This window comes from Streptomyces sp. NPDC088733 (assembly GCF_044751185.1).
In the GTDB taxonomy this organism is placed as follows: Bacteria; Actinomycetota; Actinomycetes; order Streptomycetales; family Streptomycetaceae; genus Actinacidiphila.
On sequence record NZ_JBIVLH010000003.1, the window covers coordinates 502,176 to 524,532 of the forward strand.

General features: G+C 72.4%; 18 protein-coding genes, 3 tRNA genes and 1 pseudogene. 15 read left to right on the forward strand and 7 right to left on the reverse strand.

All coding sequences use genetic code 11. The features are described 5' to 3' along the window. Positions 1-27 precede the first annotated feature (27 nt). The 3 genes from ACIP64_RS08345 (at position 28) to ACIP64_RS08355 (ending at position 1,217) form a co-directional block, all read left to right on the forward strand. Positions 28-396 carry a hypothetical protein gene (locus ACIP64_RS08345; protein ID WP_401583036.1) on the forward strand — a complete coding sequence of 123 codons (369 nt, stop codon included), beginning with the start codon at positions 28-30 and terminating at the stop codon, positions 394-396. Between the two features lie 108 nt (positions 397-504). Then, on the forward strand, positions 505-1,068 hold the full coding sequence (locus ACIP64_RS08350) for a bifunctional DNA primase/polymerase (protein ID WP_401583038.1): 564 nt from the start codon (positions 505-507) through the stop codon (positions 1,066-1,068). A gap of 73 nt (positions 1,069-1,141) precedes the next feature. Next, a tRNA-Lys gene (locus ACIP64_RS08355) sits at positions 1,142-1,217 on the forward strand. On the opposite strand, the gene ACIP64_RS08360 is transcribed toward ACIP64_RS08355, so the two are convergent. After that, positions 1,218-2,507, reverse strand: a complete 1,290-nt coding sequence (locus ACIP64_RS08360) for a M6 family metalloprotease domain-containing protein (RefSeq protein ID WP_401583039.1) — start codon at positions 2,505-2,507, stop codon at positions 1,218-1,220. 3 nt (positions 2,508-2,510) lie between these two features. Continuing rightward, on the reverse strand, positions 2,511-3,671 hold the full coding sequence (locus tag ACIP64_RS08365; protein ID WP_401583041.1) for a M6 family metalloprotease domain-containing protein: 1,161 nt from the start codon (positions 3,669-3,671) through the stop codon (positions 2,511-2,513). 423 nt (positions 3,672-4,094) lie between these two features. Between ACIP64_RS08365 and ACIP64_RS08370 the strand changes: the two genes are divergently transcribed. Both ACIP64_RS08370 and ACIP64_RS08375 read left to right on the forward strand, forming a co-directional pair. Then, a complete protein-coding gene (locus ACIP64_RS08370; RefSeq protein WP_401583042.1) occupies positions 4,095-6,065 on the forward strand; it encodes a putative bifunctional diguanylate cyclase/phosphodiesterase in 1,971 nt (656 codons plus the stop codon). A 67-nt stretch (positions 6,066-6,132) separates the two neighbouring features. Then, a complete protein-coding gene (locus ACIP64_RS08375; RefSeq protein ID WP_401583044.1) occupies positions 6,133-7,224 on the forward strand; it encodes an LLM class flavin-dependent oxidoreductase in 1,092 nt (363 codons plus the stop codon). 50 nt (positions 7,225-7,274) lie between these two features. Here the strand turns inward: ACIP64_RS08375 and ACIP64_RS08380 are convergent, their stop codons facing one another. Continuing rightward, positions 7,275-8,759, reverse strand: a complete 1,485-nt coding sequence (locus ACIP64_RS08380) for an NAD-dependent succinate-semialdehyde dehydrogenase (protein WP_401583046.1) — start codon at positions 8,757-8,759, stop codon at positions 7,275-7,277. 471 nt (positions 8,760-9,230) lie between these two features. Between ACIP64_RS08380 and ACIP64_RS08385 the strand changes: the two are divergent. Then, positions 9,231-9,390, forward strand: a pseudogene (locus ACIP64_RS08385) (L-cystine ABC transporter ATP-binding protein YecC); the annotation flags it as partial. A 219-nt stretch (positions 9,391-9,609) separates the two neighbouring features. Continuing rightward, positions 9,610-10,365: an IclR family transcriptional regulator gene (locus tag ACIP64_RS08390; protein ID WP_401583048.1), complete on the forward strand. Its 756-nt coding sequence runs from the start codon at positions 9,610-9,612 to the stop codon at positions 10,363-10,365. A gap of 55 nt (positions 10,366-10,420) precedes the next feature. Here the strand turns inward: ACIP64_RS08390 and ACIP64_RS08395 are convergent. From ACIP64_RS08395 to ACIP64_RS08405, 3 genes are all read right to left on the reverse strand, one after another. After that, a tRNA-Lys gene (locus ACIP64_RS08395) sits at positions 10,421-10,493 on the reverse strand. Positions 10,494-10,799: 306 nt separating this feature from the next. After that, entirely contained in the window at positions 10,800-10,946 is a 147-nt protein-coding gene (locus ACIP64_RS08400) for a hypothetical protein (RefSeq protein WP_401583050.1), read from the reverse strand. 352 nt (positions 10,947-11,298) lie between these two features. Next, entirely contained in the window at positions 11,299-11,934 is a 636-nt protein-coding gene (locus tag ACIP64_RS08405; protein WP_401583052.1) for a hypothetical protein, read from the reverse strand. Between ACIP64_RS08405 and ACIP64_RS08410 the strand changes: the two genes are divergently transcribed. The 6 genes from ACIP64_RS08410 to ACIP64_RS08435 all read left to right on the forward strand — a co-directional run bounded on the left by ACIP64_RS08410 (position 11,923) and on the right by ACIP64_RS08435 (position 19,883). Next, positions 11,923-12,279 carry a LuxR C-terminal-related transcriptional regulator gene (locus ACIP64_RS08410; protein WP_401583223.1) on the forward strand — a complete coding sequence of 119 codons (357 nt, stop codon included), beginning with the start codon at positions 11,923-11,925 and terminating at the stop codon, positions 12,277-12,279. The genes ACIP64_RS08405 and ACIP64_RS08410 overlap by 12 nt on opposite strands. Then, positions 12,242-12,314: transfer RNA gene (locus tag ACIP64_RS08415), tRNA-Lys, on the forward strand. Before ACIP64_RS08410 ends, ACIP64_RS08415 begins: the two co-directional genes overlap by 38 nt. A 153-nt stretch (positions 12,315-12,467) precedes the next feature. Continuing rightward, on the forward strand, positions 12,468-14,567 hold the full coding sequence (locus ACIP64_RS08420) for a SpoIIE family protein phosphatase (RefSeq protein WP_401583054.1): 2,100 nt from the start codon (positions 12,468-12,470) through the stop codon (positions 14,565-14,567). A 58-nt stretch (positions 14,568-14,625) separates the two neighbouring features. Beyond that, entirely contained in the window at positions 14,626-15,750 is a 1,125-nt protein-coding gene (locus ACIP64_RS08425) for a PP2C family protein-serine/threonine phosphatase (RefSeq protein WP_401583056.1), read from the forward strand. 393 nt (positions 15,751-16,143) lie between these two features. Beyond that, on the forward strand, positions 16,144-17,958 hold the full coding sequence (locus tag ACIP64_RS08430) for a glycosyltransferase family 2 protein (RefSeq protein ID WP_401583058.1): 1,815 nt from the start codon (positions 16,144-16,146) through the stop codon (positions 17,956-17,958). After that, positions 17,955-19,883, forward strand: coding sequence for a galactose oxidase-like domain-containing protein (locus ACIP64_RS08435; RefSeq protein WP_401583060.1), 1,929 nt, complete (start codon positions 17,955-17,957; stop codon positions 19,881-19,883). Before ACIP64_RS08430 ends, ACIP64_RS08435 begins: the two co-directional genes overlap by 4 nt. A 39-nt stretch (positions 19,884-19,922) precedes the next feature. Here ACIP64_RS08435 and ACIP64_RS08440 read toward each other — a convergent pair whose 3' ends face one another. Then, complete coding sequence (locus tag ACIP64_RS08440; protein WP_401583062.1) at positions 19,923-20,957, reverse strand: glycoside hydrolase family 6 protein; 1,035 nt, start codon at positions 20,955-20,957, stop codon at positions 19,923-19,925. A gap of 170 nt (positions 20,958-21,127) precedes the next feature. Here ACIP64_RS08440 and ACIP64_RS08445 point away from each other — a divergent pair, with 170 nt between their 5' ends. After that, positions 21,128-21,847 (forward strand): ANTAR domain-containing protein, encoded by a 720-nt coding sequence (locus tag ACIP64_RS08445; RefSeq protein ID WP_401583064.1) that lies wholly within the window; start codon positions 21,128-21,130, stop codon positions 21,845-21,847. Positions 21,848-21,922: 75 nt separating this feature from the next. Then, positions 21,923-22,306, forward strand: a complete 384-nt coding sequence (locus ACIP64_RS08450; protein WP_360906086.1) for an STAS domain-containing protein — start codon at positions 21,923-21,925, stop codon at positions 22,304-22,306. The last annotated feature ends 51 nt before the right edge of the window (positions 22,307-22,357 follow it).

Genomic DNA, 22,357 nt, shown 5'->3' on the forward strand with positions numbered 1-22,357 from the left:
GGCGCCGACGAACCTGGAGGTACGTACATGTCCGAGCCGCAGCCGGCTCACAACGCGGCGGGCAAGCCGCCCGCCCCTCGGCTGAAACCCGCCCAGCTGATCTTCGAACCGGCGGCGATCGCCGAGGACGAGGAGCACTTCTTCGACCTGGAGTCCATGGAGGACCCCCGGGAGCTGCTGGCGCGCTCCACCGAGCTGGCCCTCGCCTTCCGGGCGGCCGCTGACCGCGCCACCGAGTTCCAGGCCATGGCCGCGGCGCAGCTCGCCGACCCCAAGCGGTTCGACCGGCTGGTGCCGGCGGCGATCGCCGAGCAGGCGGGCTGGTCGGAGGACTACGCCAAGCGGATGATCGAGTTCGGCCAGGGCCTGCTGCAGGGCGGTTCCAGCGGCTCGTAACGCACGCATATATGCGGCCGGGGCACGGTACCCGACCTGCGGCCCGCGTGTCCCTCCTTCTACCGGATTGGCGTAACGAAACGTTCACGCACGGTAGTTGTATATGTCATGAGTGATGGGCAGTGGCATACATGGCCGGGGGGCACGATCGATTCTGCTTCCTCAGGCGTACCCGACGCGGCGGCCCCCGCCGCGTACCGGCACACGCAGTACGTGACCCCCGACGGGGCCGAATGGCTGGCCTCCGCCAGCTCCTTCCCGCGCAGCGTCCGGGCGCTGTGGTCCGCCCGGCCCACGGCTCCCACCGTGCTGCCCTGCGGCACGGCCTTCGACGTGGTGAACCTGCCCGCGCTCCTCGGCCGCCGGGTGCTGGAGCAGTTGTGGTCCGCGGGCCCGGGCTCCGGGCCAGCCGCCGAGTGCCGCGGGCGCATCCTGCTGCTCGTCGCGCCCGGCGCCGCGCAGCGGCTGCCCGCCCTGCTCGCCTGGGAGGAGTGGGGCAGACCCGTGCCGCCCCTGCTCTGCCACGGGGAGGGCGACTCGGTGTCCCTGCCCCCGCCCTATGCCGACTGCTCCACCGCCCGCTCCCGCTGGCTCGTCGCCCCCGACACCCGCCGCCCCTGGCTCCCGGGCGCCGCCGAGGTGCTGTGGGCCTGCGTACGGGCGGCCTGCTGACCGGCCGGACGGGCATCCGAATATCGATTTTTACCGGCCCGCAAGCGGATGCTAATCTCTACGACGTGAGCGAGCGCCGCTAGCTCAACTGGCAGAGCAGCTGACTCTTAATCAGCGGGTTCGGGGTTCGAGTCCCTGGCGGCGCACCATCATCGACGGGCGTCCTCCCTCCGGAGGGCGCCCGTCGCCGTGTGCGCGGCGGCCCGCGCCTTCTCCGTCCGCCACGGGTGGCGGTTGGTGACCCGCACCGTCCAGCCGTCGTCGTCCGGGTCGTGGGCGAGGACCTCGACGGTGAGCCCGGAGGCGGGGTCGGCGAAGTGCTCGCCGGGCCGGAACGGCGCGTCGTTCAGGGAGTTGAACGAGGCGCTGCTGTACTCGCAGGCCGTGGTGGCCGGGTGGGCGTCGCGGACGGTGATGGGGCCGTGGCCGGAGTCGACGTCGGTGCGGATCCGGTAGACGAGCACGCCCTCACGGCACGCCTCGGCGTCGTTGCCCCGGGCGGCACGGGCCTCGACCACGTAGGCACTGGTGCGGCCGAGCGGGACGACCACCGCCTTGCGGCCGCCGGCGACCTCGACCGGGGAGAGCCGCACCAGGTGCGTCGCGGCGTCGCGGACGCACAGGACCTGCGCGTCGTCGAGCCAGCCCAGACGCCACTTGTGCCAGGCGAACAGGTCGCCCTGGAGCCCCCAGTCCAGGGACATGCTGTCCCACTGGCCGGCCAGGCGGTCGGTGCGGCCGAACGCGTCGACGGAGTACAGGTCGGGCAGCCCGAAGGCATGGCCGTTCTCGTGGCTGAGCACCCGCGCGCCCGACTGGTCGTGACCGTATATCAGCGACACCCGGTCGAGGCGGGCTCCGTCGTCGGTGGTGGCCGCGGCGGCGCCGGTCCAGGTGACGGACAGCACCGCCTGGTCGGCGGGCGGGCCCGCGTTGGGCGTGACCAGGACGTTGACCAGGCTGTAGCCGGAGAAGTCGATCGACTTGTCGGCGACCCGCAGCAGGTCGCGCATCATCGCGGTGTGCGCGTTCCAGCCGTAGCCGCGCCCTATGCCGTACGCGGAGAAGGGGCGGGGCATGCGGATCCAGCGGAGCACCGGTGTGGAGGCGTAGCGCAGCCTGCCGTACGAGGCCCGGTGGAACCACTGCCGCACCGCGGGGAAGAACTCGCGGTAGCGCTCCTCCGCGGGGTAGGGGGCGCGCTTGTCGGGGAAGTCGACCATGAGCGTGAGGGCGCGCACGTCGCCGGTGGCGGCGGCGAAGTCGTGCCCGCCGTCGCCGAAGCCCTCGGACATGGCCGTGCCCGGCGCCGCGCGCAGGGCGCAGGGACGGTCGGCGGGCGGCAGGCCGGCGGCCGTACCGCTCCGGGTGACGGCGCTGCTGCCCGCCGCGAAGAGCAGCACGCAGGCCGTCACGGCCAGCGCCCTCGATCCGCGCACCGCCTAGCCCTGCGTGACCCGGACGGTCCAGGAACCGTCCTGGTGGCGGGCGATGACGTCGATCCGGGAGTCGGAGCCGACCTGGTACCCCTCGCCCGCGCGCAGCGGCGCGTCGGCCAGTGGCGGGTACACCGAGACCGGCGAGCAGCGGGAGGTGCGCGGGTGGCCGTCGATCACGTCCACCGGCCCGTCCCCGGAGGCGACGTCGGCCCGGACCCGGTACAGCAGGACGCCCTCGGTGCAGGTCAGCCGGTCGTTGCCGGTGGCCGCGCGGACCTCGACGGCGACGACGGACTTGAGCCCGGCGGGCACGACGAGGAGCTTGGTGCCGCCCGCCCGTTCGACGGGGGTGACCCGGTAGGTGTGCGTGCCGCTGTCGACGACGCAGTGGACCTGCGAGGAGCGCAGCCAGCCCAGCTTCCACTTGTGCCAGGCGAACAGGTCCGGTGCCAGTCCGAACTGACTGCCCATGATGTCCCAGTCCCCGACGTGGGTGTCCCAGTCGGCACGGCTGCCGGCCGGCGGCCGGTAGTACAGGTCGGGCAGGTCGAAGGCGTGACCGGTCTCGTGCGCCAGCACGTTGACGTCCGGCGGGTGGCTCTCGAAGACGGTGACGAAGCGGCGCAGTTCCACGCCGTCCGCGTGCAGCGGCGAGCCGAGGCTGACCACCTTGGTGGCGTCCGGGTCGACGCCGGGGGCGTCGGGGTCGGCGACGAGGTAGACGACCTTGTAGCGGCGGAAGTCCACGCGCCGGTCTGCGGCCGCCACCGCGTCGGTGAGGAAGCGCGAGCGCACGGGGGAGCCCCAGTCGCGTGCTATCGCGTACGCGGTGGAGGGCAGCGGCATGCGCAGCCAGACCGGCACGATGTGCGGCCGCAGCCGGAAGGCACCGTAGGAAGCGCGTTCGAAGTACTGGGCGGTGGCCGGGAAGTGGTCCTCCGCCAGCTGGTCCGGGGTGAGGCTGGGCCGCGCGTCGGGGAAGGACAGGAAGATCATCACCGCGTCGACGTCCCCGTGGGCCCGCGGATAGGAGGGGTCCCTGGACGACACGCCCTCGGAGTGGTGGGCGGTGCCCCGGGGCAGTACGCACACCTCGCCGCCGGCACCCCCCGCGGAGGGTCCGGTGACCATGGTCCAGGCGACCACGGCGGCAAACACGCTCATCGCCGCGACGGCGGCCCGCAGTGCGCGACGGTCGGCGCGCCGGGAGTCACTCCTGCGAACACGCCGATGCGCACGTATGGGTAGCCCTGGCAGCGGCACGTGGACCTCCCGGACGGTGTCGGGACACCCACATCACGCTGCTATGTTTTGCGGTGGTTCGCCCCCTTGTGCTGCTCCGCCCGGGTTACCGTCCGATCACTACAGTGCGTAATGAGTGACGAAAAACGATCAATTCAATTCACGACGCGATGAGAAATGACCAACGCCACACTCCGCACTTCGAGAATCACCGCGACGGCGGTGGCCGCGCCATTCGGGAAACCTCTATGATCGGCACATTTCCAGCATGAACACCGCCCCTTGGCGGACATCCGATCCCTCCACGGCCATGTGTGCGAGACGACAGCAATACGGGAGTCAGCGATGGGCGGACCCGCGGGAGGCCCCGACCTCGACCCCGAGACGACGGCCCCCACAGTCACTCAGTGTCATGCTCCGGCCCCGGAACGGTCAGCCTCCGAGGCCCACGACTACCGCGCCGCCTTCAACGTGGCGCGACTGCCGATGGCGTTGATCGGCCCCGACGGGCGGGTCCGTGAGGCCAATCCGGCGCTCGGCCAGCTGCTGGGCGCGGACCCGGTGCGGCTCACCGCGCTCACCGCCGCCGAACTGGTCGGCCTCGCGGGGGGCGCTCCGCCGGCCCCGCAGACAGAGCACGCACGACCGGCGGAGCACACCGGGCACGCCGAGGCCACGAGGCACGTCGAGTCCGCCGAGTCCACCGAGTCCACCGAGTCCACCGAGTCCACCGAGAGCCCCGAGGACACCGAAGGCCCCGCGAACGCGGCGAGAGCGGAGTACGCCGAGTACGAGGCCGTACTCACCGGCCGCCGCGAGGAGTTGCGCCGCACACGGCCGGTCCGCGGGCCGGACGGCCGCACCGTGTGGGCCGAGGTCGTCGTGGTGCCCGTCCCCGGCGGCGGGCTGCTGTCCGTGGAGGACCTCGGCGAACGGCACGAACTGCGCGAGCAGCTGCGGCATCTGCGCATGCACGACCCGGTCACCAGACTCCCCAACCGCCAGCTGTTCTTCGAACGCCTGGCCACCGCGCTGGAGGGCGCCGGCAGCCGGACCGGCCGGATCGGCCTGTGCTACCTCGACCTCGACGGCTTCAAGGCCATCAACGACACTCTCGGCCACCGGACCGGCGACCGGCTGCTCAAGGCCGTCGCCGAACGGCTGACCGACTGCGCGGCACGGCTCGGCCGCAGCGGGACGCTCGTCGCCCGGCTCGGCGGCGACGAGTTCGCCGTCCTCGTCGAGGACTCCACCGGCACCGGGCAGGCCACCGCCCTCGCCGAGTCCGTACTGACCGCGCTGCAGCACCCGTTCGACCTGTCCGGGCACCGGCTGGCGGTCTCCGCGAGCATCGGCGTGGTCGAACGGGAGGCGTCGGGGACCACGGCCACCGGCATCATGCAGGCCGCCGACACCACGCTGTACTGGGCGAAGGCGGACGGCAAGGCGCGCTGGACGCTGTTCGACCCCGAGCGCAACGCGCACCGCATGACCAAGCAGGCGCTGTCCAGCACGCTGCGGCAGGCGGTGGAGCGCGGGGAGTTCGTCCTGGAGTACCAGCCGCTGGTCGAGCTGGGCAGCGGCACGCTGCGCGGCGTCGAGGCCCTGGTGCGCTGGGAGCACCCGCACTTCGGGCTGCTTGGGCCGAACCGGTTCATCCCGCTGGCCGAGGAGAACGGCTCGATCGTCCAGCTGGGCCGCTGGGTGCTCGCCGAGTCGTGCCGCCAGGCACGGCAGTGGCAGAAGGACCACCCGGACGACCCGATCTTCGTCAGCGTCAATGTGGCGGTACGCCAGGTCTGGGACTCCGACCTGGTCGCGGACGTGGCGGAGATCCTGGACGACACCGGGCTGCCGCCCGAGCTGCTGCAACTGGAGCTGACCGAGTCGGCGGTGATGGGCTCGGCGGGCCGGCCGTTGCAGGCCCTGCACGCCCTGCACGAGATGGGCGTGCACATCGCCATCGACGACTTCGGCACCGGCTACTCCAACCTGGCCTACCTGAGCCGGCTTCCGGTCTCCACGCTGAAGCTCGACGGCACCTTCGTCCGGGGCTTCCGCGACACCCTGCACCCCAACCCCGCCGACGAGACGATCGTCGAGGCGCTGGTGCAGCTCGCCCACCGGCTCGGGCTGACCGTGACCGCCGAGTGCGTGGAGAACGCCGAGCAGGCGGAGCGGCTGCGGCGGATCGGTTGCGACACCGGTCAGGGCTGGCTGTACTCGCGCCCCGTCCCCCCGGAGCGGATCGCCGAGCTGCGGCGGGACGGCGGCGGGGACCGGGCGAGCGGCGACCGGGGAGAACCGGGGGAATAGGCGGAGCCGCTCTCCGGTTGTGCCTGCCCGTACGCAGCATCGACCGGCCAGGAGGCGACCGACCGCCGTGGAGACGAACGACCCCGTGCGAGGCAGCGCCCTCGGCACCGCACCCGTGCCCCTGTCCGTGCTCGACCTGGCGACCGTCGGCGCGGGCCTGACCGCGAGCGACGCGCTGCGCACCGGCGTCGAACTGGCCCGGCTCGCCGAGGCCCGCGGCTACGAGCGCTACTGGGTCGCCGAGCACCATTCCATGCCCGGGGTGGCCTCGTCCTCGCCCGCGGTGATCCTCGCCCACCTCGCCGCGCACACCGAGCGCATCCGCCTGGGGTCGGGCGGCGTCATGCTGCCCAACCACGCCCCGCTGGTCATCGCCGAGCAGTTCGGCACGCTGGAGGCGCTCGCCCCGGGCCGGGTCGACCTCGGACTCGGCCGCGCGCCGGGCACCGACGGCGCGACCGCCGCCGCGCTGCGCCGCACCGACCGGCTGAACGAGAGCGCCGACGACTTCCCGCAGCAACTCGCGGAGCTGGTGCGGTTCCTGGACGACGACTTCCCGAGCGGCCACCCGTACGCCCGCATCCACGCCATCCCCGGCCCCGTGCAGGGCACCTCGCCCGGCGGTGTGCAGTCGCCCGCGCGGCCGTCGGTGTGGCTGCTGGGCTCCAGCGGCTTCAGCGCCCGGCTGGCGGGCGCCCTCGGCCTGCCCTTCGCGTTCGCGCACCACTTCTCCGCGGCGAACACGGTGCCTGCGCTGGAGCTGTACCGCGAGTCCTTCCGGCCGTCCGCGGTCCTGGACAAGCCGTACTCCCTCATCGGCGTCGCGGCCCTCGCGGCGGACGACGAGAAGGAGGCCGCCCGGCAGGTGCTCACCGGCGCGCTGTCGATGCTGCGGCTGCGCATGGGGCGCCCCGGCCTCGTCCCGACGCCCGAGGAGGCCGAGGCGTACGAGTTCAGCCCCGCCGAGCGGGAGTTCGTCGACTCCTGGCTGGTCAACATCGTGCACGGCACGGCCGAGCAGGTCCGCGACGGGCTGAACGCGCTGGTGCGGCGCACGGGGGCGGACGAGCTGATGCTGACCGTGAACGCGCACAGCCCGCAGGCCCGCCTGCGCTCGTACGAACTGGTCGCCGACGCCTACGGACTGCCCACGGCCTGACCACCGGCGCCGGCCGGGCCGGGGGCAGTACCCCGGCCCGGCGGCCCGCGTCACACGTCGACGGCGACGTACTTGATCTCCAGGTACTCGTCGATACCGACGAAACCGCCCTCGCGCCCGATGCCCGACTGCTTGACGCCGCCGAAGGGCGCCGCGGGGGTGGACACCACGCCCTTGTTGAGGCCGAGCATGCCCGTCTCCAGCTGCTCGGCGTAGCGGATGCCGCGCCGCAGGCTCTCGGTGAAGACATAGGAGACGAGGCCGAAGACCGTGTCGTTGGCGAGCCGGATCGCCTCGTCGTCGTCGGTGAAGGTGACGACGGGCGCGACGGGCCCGAAGATCTCCTCGCGGAGCATCGCCGCGTCGGCGGGGACGTCGGCCAGCACGGTCGGCGGGTAGAAGTAACCCGGCCGGCCGGACAGCGGTTCGCCGCCGGTGATCACGCGGGCCCCGGTGCCCACGGCGTCGCGCACCAGGCGGTCGACCTTGCCGAGGCCGGCGCTGTCGATGAGCGGGCCGACCTGCGCGTCCGGCTCGGTGCCCCGGCCGACGACCATGGAGCCCAGCTTCTCGGCCAGCCGCCCGGTGAACGCCTCGGCCAGGTCCTGGTGCACGTACATGCGGTTGGCGGCGGTGCAGGCCTCGCCGATGTTGCGCATCTTGGCGATCGCGGCGCCCTCCACCGCCTTCTCCAGGTCCGCGTCCGCGCAGACGATCAGCGGGGCGTTGCCGCCGAGCTCCATGGAGGTGCGCAGCACGCCCGTCGCACTCTGCCCGATCAGCTTCTGCCCGACGCCCGTGGAGCCGGTGAAGGAGAGCTTGCGCAGCCGCGGGTCCTCCAGCAGCGGGGTGGACACCTCGCCGGGCCGTGAGGTGGTCAGCACGCCCAGCACGCCGTCGGGCAGCCCGGCATTGCCGAGGATCTCGGCCAGGGCCAGCATCGACAGCGGCGTCTGATGGGCCGGCTTGACGATCATCGTGCAGCCGGCGGCGACGGCGGGCCCGATCTTGCGGGTGCCCATGGCCATCGGGAAGTTCCACGGGGTGATGAGCAGCGCCGGTCCCACCGGCTGCCGCATCACCCAGATCCGGCCGTTGCCGTCCGGCGCCGTCGCCCAGCCGCCGTCGATGCGGACCGCCTCCTCGGCGAACCAGCGGAAGAACTCGGCGGCGTAGAGGATCTCGCCGCGGGACTCGGCGACCGGCTTGCCCATCTCCAGCGTCATCAGCAGCGCGAGATCGTTCTGCCGCTCGACGATGAGTTCGTACGCGCGCCGCAGGATCTCCCCGCGCTCGCGCGGCGCGGTGGCCGCCCAGCCGGCCTGGGCGGCGGCGGCCGCGTCCATCGCGGCACGCGCGTCCTCGGCACCGGCGTCGGGCACGGCGCACAGCGGCTGCGCGGTCGAGGGGTCCTCCACCTCGTACTCCCGGCCGTCCTTCGCCGGCCGCCACCGGCCGCCGATCAGCAGCCCCTTCGGTACCCGCTCCACGACCAGCTGCTCGCGCTTGGCGCTCATGTCGGTGCTGTCGCTCATCGCGGCTCCCTGCCTCTCGCGAACGGTCCGCGCAGTCGGGTACCCCTCCACACTCGCATGAATGCCTCCCGTGCGCCGGGGTAGGCGCGGCCCTCGTGCGGTCGGGTACCGCACGGCGACGAACTACCGGAGCGCAGCGACACCACCCGGGCGGAGGCGTACGGTTCGGCGGTCGTACGCGCGGCGCGATCGAGGCGGTGCCGAAGGGGCGGGCGGCGGCCGCCGTCACACCGGACATGACGCTGTGGCAGCGGATGCGGCTGCCGAAGGCCACCCCGCCGACGTCGCCGATCGCCGTCCGCGGCCTCACCTTCCGCAGGGGCCGGGCGCGTTCGGCTCGTCGTCTCCTTCGCCCCGAGCCCTGCGGACGTCAGCCGTGCACGGCCTGGGCGCCGACGGCGGCGAGCGCCGCCGGGCGCTCTCCGGCGGCCGGCAGCGGCGGGTGGCCGTCCGCCCGCGCGCCCGCGGTGCGACATCTCCCTGCTGTGCGTCACCCACGGGGTTCGCCCGGGACGTCTCCGACCGTGTGCTGATGTTCGACGGCGGGAGGGTGGTGGAGTCGGGTGCGCCGGAGCGGATTTTCGGCTCCCCGGAGCACCGCAGGACCCGGGAATTCCTCGGTGCGGTGCTCCGAGAGAAAGTGGTCCGTGCCCGGGGCATATGCCAGAGTGGCGCGTTCCTGCATATACGTCCGAAGGCGTTCAGACAAAGCTTCAACGGGCTCTACTCGAAACCGCTTTGAGGCTATCGTGGAATGCGGCCCGGCTGCCGGGTCCCGTCCGTCGTGCGCGGTGGCCGTGACCAGCAGCCACAGCAAGGACGCAAACGGTCACACCTGTAGGGGGACACCGTGGCGCTTGAGCACCGACAGGTCGCGCCGGTCTACGCCGTCCAGCACGCGCTGCGCGTGCTGGAGACCGTGGACAAGCACCGGCACGGCGTCAGCGCCGAGCAGCTCGCCCGCGAAATCGGCGTGCCCATCGGATATCTTTCGCAACTGCTCGCCATGCTCAATCGGGAGCGCTATCTCAACGCCCTGCCCGGTGGCGGGTACGCGGTCGGTGAATCGCTCGTCCTGCTGGGCAGCGCCAGCCGCGACACGGCGCTCGCCGAGAAGATCAAGAACGTGCTGATGACCCTGCGCGACGAGGTCGGCGCGGCGGTCTACTTCAGCCGGTACGACGACGGCGAAGTCAAGATCGTCGACTTCGCCGACGGCCCCGCGGCGCCGAAGGTCAACGAGTGGGTCGACTTCCGCTCCGCCGCGCACGCCAGCGCGGTCGGCAAGTGCCTGCTTACCCAGCTCGACCACAACGGCCGCCGCGACCACCTGTCGCGGCACAAGACCGTACGGCTGACCTCGAAGACCACGATCAGCGAGAAGATCCTGCTGACGAAGCTGGAGAGCCAGCCGGCCACCGCGCCCACCCTGGACCTCCAGGAGTACGCGATCGGCACGGTCTGCGCCGCCATCCCGGTCACCATCGGGGCGACGGTCGGCTGCCTCGCGCTCTCCCTGCCCGTCACCCAGGCCCACCGCCTCAAGGGCGCCGCCGACACCCTGAACGAGCGGGCGGCCCCCGTGCTGCTCTCGCTCGCGCTCTGACGTCCGACGGGACACAGAAGGGCGCCCCTCCCGGAGGAGGGGCGCCCTTGTGCTGTGCGCCGCCAGGGACTCGAACCCCGAACCCGCTGATTAAGAGTCAGCTGCTCTGCCAGTTGAGCTAGCGGCGCGTGCGAACGGGACAATCATACGGGGTCGGAGAGGGTGCTCATGACCACTCCCTCCGGACCGCGAGGCGCGGGGGCACACGGTTGTGCGGCACCGACGACATCGCGCCAAAACGCGGGCACCTCGGCGGGTGCCCGCGGTCGCCCTGTTTCCGGGGCGTGCTGAAGGGCCCGGCAAGAGGGGGGAGGTATGCCGGGCCCATCAGCGTGGGGGGAGGGGTGTAGCACTTGGGGGGTGTTGCGGGGTACTGCTCTTGGGGGGTTTGTTGCGCTTGGGGGGGTGTTGTCTTTGTGGGACGGCCCAGGGTGCTACCAGACGATGTCGTTGGCGGTGTGCCAGACGATGTCGCCTGGAGCAGGCTGCGCGGAGGCAGTTGTCGCGCCGATCAGCCCCAACGTAATGGCGGCGACGACGCCCAGAACTGCACGAAGGGCGTTGCGACGGAAGCTAGTCATGGCAGGCCTGTCCTGGGGGTGTGAGCTGGGGTGGTGCTTTAGGGGGTGTCGGTCCGGTCTGGGGGAACCGTACGACTGACTGAATTCTGTCGGACGCCGAGCCACGGGTCTCCACTTTTCACGTTCCGGATTCGGACATGGCCCTATGCGGACACATGGGACCGGATGGCCCCCGATGGGTCCATACGCGAGCGCCGACCCTTAACCTGATCGAAGCCGGGGGTGACGTGAAGCATTGGGGGTGCGAGCAGTGACCGACGACCTTCTGCGCGCCCGGGCGCAGGAACTCTACGCTCTGGCGCTCGCCGACGCCGACTGGACACCAGAAAGCGTCTGTGCGCTCACCGGCTGGTCACAGGGCGAACTGGACGCGACGCTGGACTCGTTGGCGGCCCTGGGCCTGGCCACGCAGTTCCCCGGTGCGCGCAGCGGCTGGTCGGTGCACTCCCCCGCGACGGCGATGGCACAACTCATCGAGGGCGGCCGGCGCCGGACCGATGAACTGGTGAACGCCATCACCGACACCCATCTCGCGCTGAGTCAGCTGGCGGCCGAATTCCAACCGGTCCACATCCGGCAACTGGCCGAGGCACGCATCGAGGTCGCCGCACAGCCCGCGCAGATAGCGGCGATCCTGGACGAGGCCGCCAGCACCGTGACCACCGAGATCCTCTCCATGCACGCGAGTGTGCAGGAGGAGCACCTGGGCGACGACCGCAACCGCGAGGCGCTCGGCCGCGGCGTACGCCAGCGTTCCATCTACCTCGCCACCGCGGCGGCGGTGCCGAACATACGCACCCACCTGCGGACCTTCGTGAACGACGGCGGCGAGGTGCGCACCGCGGCCACCCTCCCCATGAAGATGATCATCGTGGACCACGCGCTCGCCGTGGTGCCGGCCCTCGGGCCGGACGACCGCGCCGGCGGCTCCGCCATGGTGCTGCGCAGCCCCGCGATGGTCGGCGTGCTGCGGCAGATGTTCGAGCACTGCTGGGCGTCCGCGTCGGACCTGTTCACCGACGACGTGGGCGCGGCGCCCGCCGCCCGGCACCGGGAGGTCGTCCGGCTGCTGGCCTCCGGGCTGACGGACGAGGCGATCGGCCGCAAGCTGGGGCTGTCCGACCGGACGGTACGGCGGATCGTGGCGGAGCTGATGCAGCAGATAGGGGCCGACAGCCGCTTCCAGGCCGGGGTGAAGATGGTCCGCCTGGGGTGGCTGGACGACGACCCCGCACTGCTGGAGGACGTGGTCGGGGGCACCCCCGGTGGTCAGGTAGGATCCTCTCTGTCGGTGAGCGCCGCTAGCTCAACTGGCAGAGCAGCTGACTCTTAATCAGCGGGTTCGGGGTTCGAGTCCCTGGCGGCGCACAGACATGAAGGCGTCCCTCCTCCGGGAGGGGCGCCTTCGTTCGTCGTGCCCGCGAATCAACAGGCGGCATCCTCGGGGACTCGGTGCGAAAATATGCCGTAACGACGAGGCAGGGGCTCCAGCGGGGGCTCCAGCGGGCCTACGAGGAGGCCATGCACGCACACGACGCAACGCCGCCCGGTACGGACAGGGAGGCCCGGCCAGCTCCCGGGACCCCTTCGCCCGGAGGCCTGCTCGACCTTCTCGGGGTCGCGGCGATGGTCCTCGACCGGCACGGCCGGATCGTCCTGTGGAGCCCCGAGGCCGAGCGGCTGTTCGGCTACAGCGCGGCCGACGCGCTGGGCCAGAACGCCGGGCTGCTCATGGTGGAGCCCGCGAAGCTGGAACTGGTCACCGAGCTGTTCAAGCAGGTCAGGGCGGGTGCGGTGTGGCAGGGCGTGTTTCCCATCGTGCACGCCGACGGCACGGTCCGTGACATCGAGTTCCGCAACATGCGCATGCTCGACGTCGACGGCGGGGTCTTCGCGCTGGGGCTCGGCGCCGATCTGACGACCGTCCGCCGAGTCGAGACGGACATGGGCCTGTCGAGCAGCCTGGTCGACCAGTCGCCCATCGGGCTCGCGGTCTTCGACAACGAGCTGCGCATCGTGCGGGTCAACGAGGCCCTGGAGGGCATGTACGGCCTGTCGGCCGCGTCGATGCTCGGACGCACCATGCGCGAGGTCTCGCCGGGCATCGACGCCGTGGGCATCGAGGCGGCGATGCGGCGCGTCCTGGACACCGGGGAGCCGCTGCTGGACCTGGAGACGGTCGGCCGCACCTACGCCGACCTGGGGCGGGACCACGCGTGGTCGATCTCGTACTACCGGATCGAGGACCCCACCGGGCGGGTGCTGGGCCTGGCCACCTCGGTGGCGGACTTCACCGAGCGGCATCACGCCGCCGAGGAGATCGCGGCCGCCCGCGGCCGGCTGGCGGTGATCGCGGAGGCGGGCACCCGCATCGGCACCACCTTGGACCTCCAGCAGACCGCGCAGGAACTGGCCTCGGTCGTGGTGCCGATGCTCGCCGACATCGCCACCGTCGACGTGCTGGACTCGGTGATGCGCGGCGAGACGGTGTCCCGGGTGGCCTCCGGCGAGACCGCCGAATTCCGGGCCCTGGCCGTCACCGCGGCCGACGCCGGCGAGGCGATCGGGGCCGTCGACCCGGTGGGCGAGCCGGCCTCGTACCCGACCGACCGGCTGATCACCCGGGCGGTGCGGGAGGGGCAGCCGGTGGTGGTGCACCGGGTGAGCAGCCGCATGCTGCGCCGGATCGCCCGCGACGACCGGGCCGCCGCGCTGCTGCGCCGGGCCGGGGTGCACTCGTACCTGGCCGCGCCGCTCATAGCGCGCGGCGAGGTGCTCGGTGTGATCGGCCTCTACCGCACCCGCAACCAGAAGCCCTTCGACGACCAGGACCGCACCCTGGCGGTGGAGCTGGCGGCCCGGGCCGCGATATCCATCGACAACGCGCGGCTGTACGCGGGCGAGCGGCTGGCCGCCCTCACCCTCCAGCGGAGCCTGCTCCCGCACGAGCCGCCGACGGTGGACGGGATGGAGATGGCCACCCGCTACATACCCGCGGTCCGGGAGGTCGGCGGGGACTGGTTCGACGTCCTGCCGCTCAAGGACGGCAAAGTGGGCCTGATCGTCGGCGACGTGATGGGCAAGGGCCTGCGCGCCGCCGCGATCATGGGGCAGCTGCGCACCGCCACCCGGGCCTTCGCCCAGCTCGACCTGGCGCCGAACGAGCTGCTGCGGCACCTGGACGACATCATCGGCAGCGCCGAGGGGGACTTCATCGCCACCTGCGTCTACGCGGTGTGCGACCCGGGGACCGGCCGCTGCCAGTTCTCCACCGCGGGGCACCTGCCGCCGGTGCTGGTGCCACCCGGCGGTCGTGCCGAGCTGATCGACATCCCGAACGGGGTGCCGCTGGGCGTCGGCGGAATCGGATTCCGCATGGTGGAGCGGGAGCTCGCCGAGGGGGCCGTGCTGGCGCTGTTCACCGACGGGCTGGTGGAGGACCGCCGGCAGTCCCTGGACGTGGGGCTGCGGGCGCTGATGCGCGTCCTCAAGCTCAAGACCCGCCACCGGTCCCTGGAGGACACCTGCGACCTGGTGCTGGGCACCCTGCAGCAGTCGGCGGACGACGACATCGCCCTGCTGCTGGCCCGGATGGGCCCGGTCGCCGCGCCCGTGCCGTGACGGCGGCAGCCGCCTCCCGGGTTTCCCACTGCCCGCATTGTCTGTCTATGTTCGAAAGGTGAGGTCGTCACGCAGGAGAAAGCCCTACAGCGGCGGACCCGCTCTGCGGGTCCTCGATTCGGTCGTACCGGTCGGCAGCGGAATCCTGCTGCCCCTGCTGCTGATCATCGGCATCTCGCTGAGCGACTGGCTGAGCGGCCCGCAGATCTACCTCGCGCCGATGATGGTCATGGCGCCCGCACTGGCGAGCGTCTCCACGACCTGGCGGCGCACGCTGGGCGTCGGCGCGGCCGGGCTCGTCGCGCAGCTGGCGCTGCTGCCGTACGACGAGGTGCGCCTGCCGGACACCGGCACGCTGCTGCGGGCGCAGCTCGTCGCCTATGTCGTGGTCTCGCTCTTCGGCACCTACATCGCATGGCGCTACGAACAGGGCCGGCGGGTGTTCGCCGCCGTCCACTCGGTCGCCGAGGCCGCGCAGCGGGCGCTGCTGCTGCCACCGGGGCCGGTGGTGGGGGACCTGCGACTGGCGGTGCGCTACGTCTCGGCGGCCGACACCGCGCAGATCGGCGGCGACCTGTACACCGTGGTGGAGACGCCGCACGGCGTGCGCGCGCTCATCGGCGACGTGCGCGGCAAAGGGCTGGACGCGGTGCAGACGGCGTCGGTCACGCTGGGCTCCTTCCGGGAGGCGGCGTACGACGAGGAGACGCTGACCCGGGTCGCGCAGCGGGTGGACGCGAGCGTGGCCCGGCACATGGCCCCGGGTGAGTTCACCACGGCGCTGTTCCTCCAGTTCAACGACCCGGGGCAGGTGGGACTGCTGCACTACGGCCATGTGCCCCCGCTGCGGGTCGCCCCGGACGGCACGGTCACCTCGCTCGACCCGCCCGATCCGTGGGTGCCGCTCGGGCTGTCCCAGTTCGCGACGGGGCTGCCGCCCCGGCCCTGGCAGGAGACGCTGGGCCCGGACGACGTCCTGGTGCTGTGCACGGACGGGGTGATCGAGGCGCGCAGCGTCGCGGACGGCTCGTTCTACCCGCTGGCCGAGCGCGCGGCGCGGCTGGCCGCGGCGTCGGCCGGCGACCTGGAGGCGGCCGTCGAACGGCTCTACGCGGACCTGCTGCGGCACACCGGCGGCGGCCTCTCCGACGACGCGCTGCTCATGCTGGTCGCCCGCTCCTGAGCGTCGCCCGAGCGGCCGAACGACCGAACAGACGTACCAAATCGCTCATTTGGCCGGTTAGCGACTCTATTCCCACCTTGCGATCAAGACGGGCATTCAGGAAGGCTGGGGGCGCACGACATCTAAGCGCCAAACGGAATCTATCTGCCCGAAACGGGAGGACGGAGGTCCGTTTCGGCGCCTTTGACCGAGCGGGGCCAAGGGGAGACGGCCCCGGCGAGGGGGTGGGCCACCGGCGTGACCCAGCGCGGTCGCCTCCGCGACGAGCCGTAGCGGCATCGCGGGACCGGCGGCGGACCGCACACGCGTGTACACCCCGGGGGGCGGGGGGCCGCAACGCCCGGGACATCATCGCCGCGCGAGCGGCGCAGTTGCTTCGGGGGGAGCATTCCCATGCCGCTGACACCGACCGGCGCCCAGCAGTACACCACCGACCACCCAGGTACCGGCGCTCCCGGCACCGCGCCCGTCATCCCGCACCAGACCCGCCCGGGCCCGTCCCGGCCGCGGCCCGGCGCGGTGGCACCCCGGTACGACTACGAGCACTACAGCAGACTCGCCGGCCCGCTCACCGAGCCGGAGCCCGGCGTCCCCTACCGGGTGCGCTACCGCAGCCTGCTCGCCGAGGAGCCGCACCGGATCCGCGCGGCGCTGCTGCTCGGCGCGGCCCCGGTGCTCTCCGCGGTGCTGCTCGCCTGGCTGCTGCAGCCGGCGCACTGGACCCGCCGGGAGCACGCGCCGGGCTGGATGACCGCCTGCGACACGGTGATGCTGATATCCATCGGCCTGATCGAGCTCTTCCGGCTGATCAACGTGACGTCGAACGCGCACGCGACCCTCGTCGCCCGCGACCCGGTGCCCGTGGTCCCCGAGGAGGGCACCAAGGTCGCCTTCCTCACCACCTTCGTCCCGGGCAAGGAGCCCCTGGAGATGGTGCGGGCCACCCTGGAGGCCGCGATCCGGCTGCGCCACCGCGGCACGCTGGACGTGTGGCTGCTCGACGAGGGCGACGACCCCGAGGTCCGGCGGCTGTGCGACCGGCTGGGGGTGCACCACTTCTCCCGCAAGGGCGTGGAGAAGTGGAACCGGCCCACCGGCTCCTTCCGCGCGAGAACCAAGCACGGCAACTACAACGCCTGGCTGGACGCGCACGGCGACGACTACACGTTCTTCGCCTCGGTCGACACCGACCACGTCCCGCTCCCCAACTTCCTGGAGCGGATGCTCGGCTGGTTCCGCGACCCCGACGTCGCCTTCGTCGTCGGCCCGCAGGTGTACGGCAACTACGACACCGCGGTGACCAAGGCCGCCGAGAGCCAGCAGTTCCTCTTCCACGCCCTCATCCAGCGGGCCGGCAACGCCTACGGCGCCCCGATGTTCGTGGGCACCAACAACGCCGTGCGGATCAGCGCCATCAAGGGCATCGGCGGTCTGTACGACTCGATCACCGAGGACATGGCCACCGGCCTCGAACTGCACCGCCACCGCAATCCCGCCACCGGCCGCACCTGGCGCTCGGTCTACACCCCGGACGTGCTCGCCGTCGGGGAGGGCCCGTCCTCCTGGACCGACTTCTTCACCCAGCAGCTGCGCTGGAGCCGGGGCACCTACGAGACGCTGATCAAGCAGTTCTGGCGGCTGCCTTTCGCCCTGTCCCCGGGCAGGCTGCTCAACTACACGCTGATGGTCGTCTACTACCCGATGACGGCGGTCAACTGGATGCTCGGCGGCCTCAGCTGCGCCCTGTTCCTGGGGCTCGGCGCCTCCGGCGTCCAGATCGACTCCGAGGTCTGGATGATGCTCTACAGCGACGCCGCGGCCCTCCAGATCGGCCTGTACGTGTGGAACCGGCGGCACAACGTCAGCCCGCACGAGCCCGAGGGCTCCTCGGGAGCGGCCGGCATGGTGATGTCGGCGCTGTCGGCGCCGATCTACGCCCGCTCGCTGATCGACGCCGTGCTGCGCCGCAAGAGCCGCTTCGTGGTCACGCCCAAGGGCGACTCGGCCAGCCCCGACCGGCTGCTGACCACCTTCCGCACCCACATCCTGTGGACGCTCGTGTTCGGCGGGTCGCTGGCCGCGAGCTTCTTCAACGGCCACACCCACGCCGCGATGCGCACCTGGGCGGTGCTCGCGCTGCTGCTCGCCGCCGCGCCGGTCGCCGTCTGGTGGCTGTCGTCCGCCCGTACCAGGAGCGCCGCCCGATGACCTACCGACCGAGCCGCCGACTGCGGAAGATCGCCATCGGGAGCACCGCCGTGAGCGTCCTGGCCGGGATGAACGCGCCCGCGCTCTACGGCTGGACCACCTCGACCTACCACGACTACAAGATCGAGCAGCCGGAGTACAAGGCCGCGTACGGCCACTGGGAGCAGCTGGACGTCCCCAGGAAGTACCGGATCAACGCCATCCACGCCGCGCTGCTGCACACCGGGAAAGTGCTGCTCATCGCGGGTTCCGGCAATGACGAGACGAACTTCGGGGCCAAGTCGTTCAAGAGCGTCCTGTGGGACCCGGTGAAGAACACCTTCAAGGAGATCGACACCCCCAAGGACATGTTCTGCGCCGGCCACACCCAGCTGCCGGACGGCCGGCTGCTGGTGGCCGGCGGCACCGCCCGCTACGAGAAGCTGAAGGAGGCCGTGGACCGGGCGGGCGGCGCCATGCTGATCAAGAACGAGAACCCGGACGCGCCCCGGACGTTCCCGCAGGGCACGGTCTTCGTCAACAACGAGAACGGCCGCACCTTCCGCTCGGAGTTCCCGGTCACCGTGCCGCGGGCGAAGAAGACCACCGACAGGCGCACCGGCAAGGTCACGGTCACCGCGAGCGAGGTCCGGGTCTTCGTCCAGTCGCTGGTCAAGGGCGAGGCGGGGATCGTCAACACCGCCGCCCAGTACGGGATCCGGGGCCTGGAGGGCCGGGACCGGGACAACCTCTACGGGCTGGCCACCAAACTCGGCCTGGACAAGAAGGACTTCCAGGGGATCAAGGAGGCCTACGAGTTCGACCCGGTCGCCGAACGCTACATCCCGGTCGACCCCATGAACGAGGCCCGCTGGTACCCCACCCTGGTCACGCTCGCCGACGGGCGGGTGCTGTCGGTCTCCGGCCTCGACGACATCGGCCAGGTCGTCCCCGGGAAGAACGAGATCTACGACCCCCGGACGCGCACATGGAGCTACACCACCACGCGCTACTTCCCGACCTACCCGGCGCTCTTCCTCATGCAGGGCGAGAAGATCTTCTACTCGGGGGCCAACGCCGGCTACGGCCCGGCCGACCAGGGCCGCGTCCCGGGCCTGTGGGACCTGCGGACCAACCGCTTCACCCCGGTGGCCGGGCTCCGCGACCCGGGGGACCTGGAGACGGCCGCCTCGGTGCTGCTGGCGCCCGCGCAGGACCAGAAGGTGATGGTGCTGGGCGGCGGCGGGGTCGGCGAGTCCCGGTCCTCGACCGCGCGCACCGCCGTGGTGGACCTGAACGCGGTCCGACCCGCGTACACCGACGGCCCCGACCTGCCCGAGCCCACGCGCTACCTGAACAGCGTGCTGCTGCCGGACGACACCGTCTTCACCACCGGCGGCTCCCGCGACTACCGGGGGCGCGGCGGCAGCGACATCCTCACGGCGCAGATCTACGACCCGGTGCGCAACGTCTTCAAGGACGCCGCCGACCCGGCCGTGGGACGCGACTACCACGCCGAGGCCCTGCTGCTGCCCGACGGCCGGGTGGCGGTCTTCGGCTCGAACCCGCTGTACGGGGACGCGGCCGACACCACGCCGGGCTTCTTCGAGCAGCGCGTGGAGATCTACACCCCGCCCTATCTCTACCGGGACTCCAAGCCCTCGCTGGGCGAGGGCCCGCGGTCGGTGGAGCGCGGCGGCTCGATGACCTTCCCGACCCGGTACGCCGACCACATCGACACGGCGCGGCTCATCCGGCCGAGCGCGGTCACCCACGCCACCGACACCGAGCAGCGGTCGATCGCGCTGGACATCGCGCGCGGCAAGGGATCGGTACGGCTGACCGTGCCGCAGGACCCGTCGCTGGTGCCGCCGGGCTGGTACATGGTCGTGGTCACCGACGAGGAGGGCACGCCGTCCGCGGCGCGCTGGGTCAAGGTCTCCTGACCGCATCCGCCGGTGGCGGCCGGCCCGGCGCGCGGTGTCTCAGGACGACGCCGCGCGCCGGGCCAGTCCCAGGGCGTACTCGGGCCACCACTGGCCGGCCTTGGGGCCGCCCTTGCAGGTGCCGTCGGAGTCGCCGGGGCGCTTGATCCACAGATAGGCGTCGACCAGTTCGCTGCCGGTGTCGGTGGTCGGCGGGGTGCCCAGACCCCGGCCGGGCGGATTGCACCAGGCCTCGTCGTGACCGCCGTCGAACGGGCCGCGGCCGTTGCGGCTCGTGTCGATGACGAAGTGCTTGCCGCCGAGCAGTCCCGACAGTTGCGTGCCGTAGGCCGTGTTGGCCTCGGTAGTGTAGAAGTTCGAGGTGTTGAGGGCGAAGCCGTCGGCCCGCCCGATGCCCGCCCGGCGCAGCGGATCGGCCAGCCGCGCGGGGTCGCGCACCCAGCCGGCGTTGCCCGCGTCCAGGTAGACCGCGGTGTGCGGCAGTGCCCCCAGGGCGTCGACGGCGTGGCCGAGCAGGGCGTAGCGCTCCCGCGCGAAGCGTCCGGGGGTGCAGCCGTCGACCAGGTGCGTGAGCGCGTCGGGCTCCAGGACCACCAGGGCCTCGCGGTCGCCGATCCCGGCCGCGACCTCGTCCACCCAGGTGCGGTACGCCTCCGCGTCGGCGGCGCCGCCGCTGGAGTACTGGCCGCAGTCGCGGTGCGGGATGTTGTAGAGGACCAACACGGGGGTGCGGCCTGCGTCCTCGGCGGCGCGCGTCAGGCCCTCGGCCCGGCCGCGCGGGTCGTCGGGGCCGATCCACTCGGCGACCGGCCGGCCCGCGATCCGTTCCAGCAGGGCGGCGTCGGCGGCGCGGCCGGCGGCGCGCCACTGGCCGGCCTGACGCGCGGCGGAGGTGTCCGGGTTGACCCAGAAGGGCGCGCCGGCCATGGGGGTGCCGCGGCGTGCGGGCTCGTCCCGTCCGGCCCCCGCGGGATCGTCGCCGCGGGAGCAGCCGGCGAGGGCCGCCGCGAGCAGCCCGGCGGCGAACGCCGCGCGGGCGGCCTTGCGCGACGGGCCGGTGGAGGTTCCGTGCATCCACTCCCCCTTGGATGGCGGGACGGGACCGGTCTGCGTCAATCCTGACATACCGCGCCGTCAAAGTGCCCTCAGAACAGGGCAGTTGCCGTTTTCCCTGTCGAATGCCGCGGGTCTCCGGCATGGCAGAATCCCGGCGGAGCCGTGGCCGACGATGGCGGGAGCACGTCGTGACCGAACACCCGCACCGCCTCGCCGAAGTCCTGGTGGGGCTCGCCGACACCCTGGGCAGTGACTTCGACCTGGACGCGCACCTCGGGCGCGTGGCCGCGGCCTGCGTGGAACTGCTGGACGCGAGCGCGGCGGGAGCGCTGCTCGCCGGCCCGGACGGCACGCTGCGCGCCGCCGCCTCCGGCGCGGTCCCGGACCTGCTGCCCGCCCTCGACGAGGAAGGGCCGTGCCTGGACTGCTACCGGTGCGCGGCCACGACGGTCGTACCCGACCTGGCGCGCTGCGACGAGCTGTGGCCGCGCTTCGCGCCCCGCGCCCGCGAGGCCGGTCTGCACGCGGCGTACGCGGTGCCCCTGCGCCGGGGCCCGCAGGTGATAGGCGCGCTGGGCGTGCTGCGCGCGGGCCCCGGGCAGCCGCCCGAGGAGGACGTGGAACTGGCCCGCGCGCTCGCGGACGCGGCGGCCGTCGGAGTGCTCCAGCACCGCGCCCGGCGTGAACAGACGGTACTGGCCGAGCAGTTGCAAGGGGCGCTGGACAGCCGGGTAGCGGTCGAGCAGGCCAAAGGGCTGCTCGCCGAGCGGTGGGGTGTGGGCGTCGACGAGGCGTTCGCCGCGCTGCGCCGGTACGCCCGCAGCCACCGGATGCGCGTGGCGGAGCTGGCGACCCGCGTGGTGGCCGGCGGCTTCGACACCGACCGGCTGCGGGACGGCACGCCCTGACCCGCCCGGTCGCCGATTGTCAAGCCCTGGCCATAAGGGGGAAGCTGACGGTCCGTCTGCCCTAGGGTGGTGCCCATGTCCGACACCTCCCTCCTGACGAGCACCCCGTCCATCGCCTCGGTCCGCCGCCGCGCGGAGGGCGACAGCACGGTGGTCACCCTCGACGGCGAGGTGGACGTGCTGACCGCACCGCGGGTCTCCGCCGCGCTGGACCTGCTCACCGGGACGGACCGCCCCGACATCGTGGTCGACCTGCGGCCGGTCGACTTCATCGACTGCAGCGGACTGTCCGCGCTGGTGCGCGCGCGCCGCCGCGCGGAGCAGCAGCAGGGGCGCGTACGGCTGGTGTGCCGGGACGGGTTCACCCTGCGGACGCTGCGGACGACGCGGCTGACCCAGTACTTCACCATCCTGCCGGACTGGCCGGACGGGACGGGACCGACGGGTCCCGGGGCCTGAGGCGCGCCCCGTCCGCGCCCCCAACGCGCCCTGGCAGGGCCGAGATCGGCT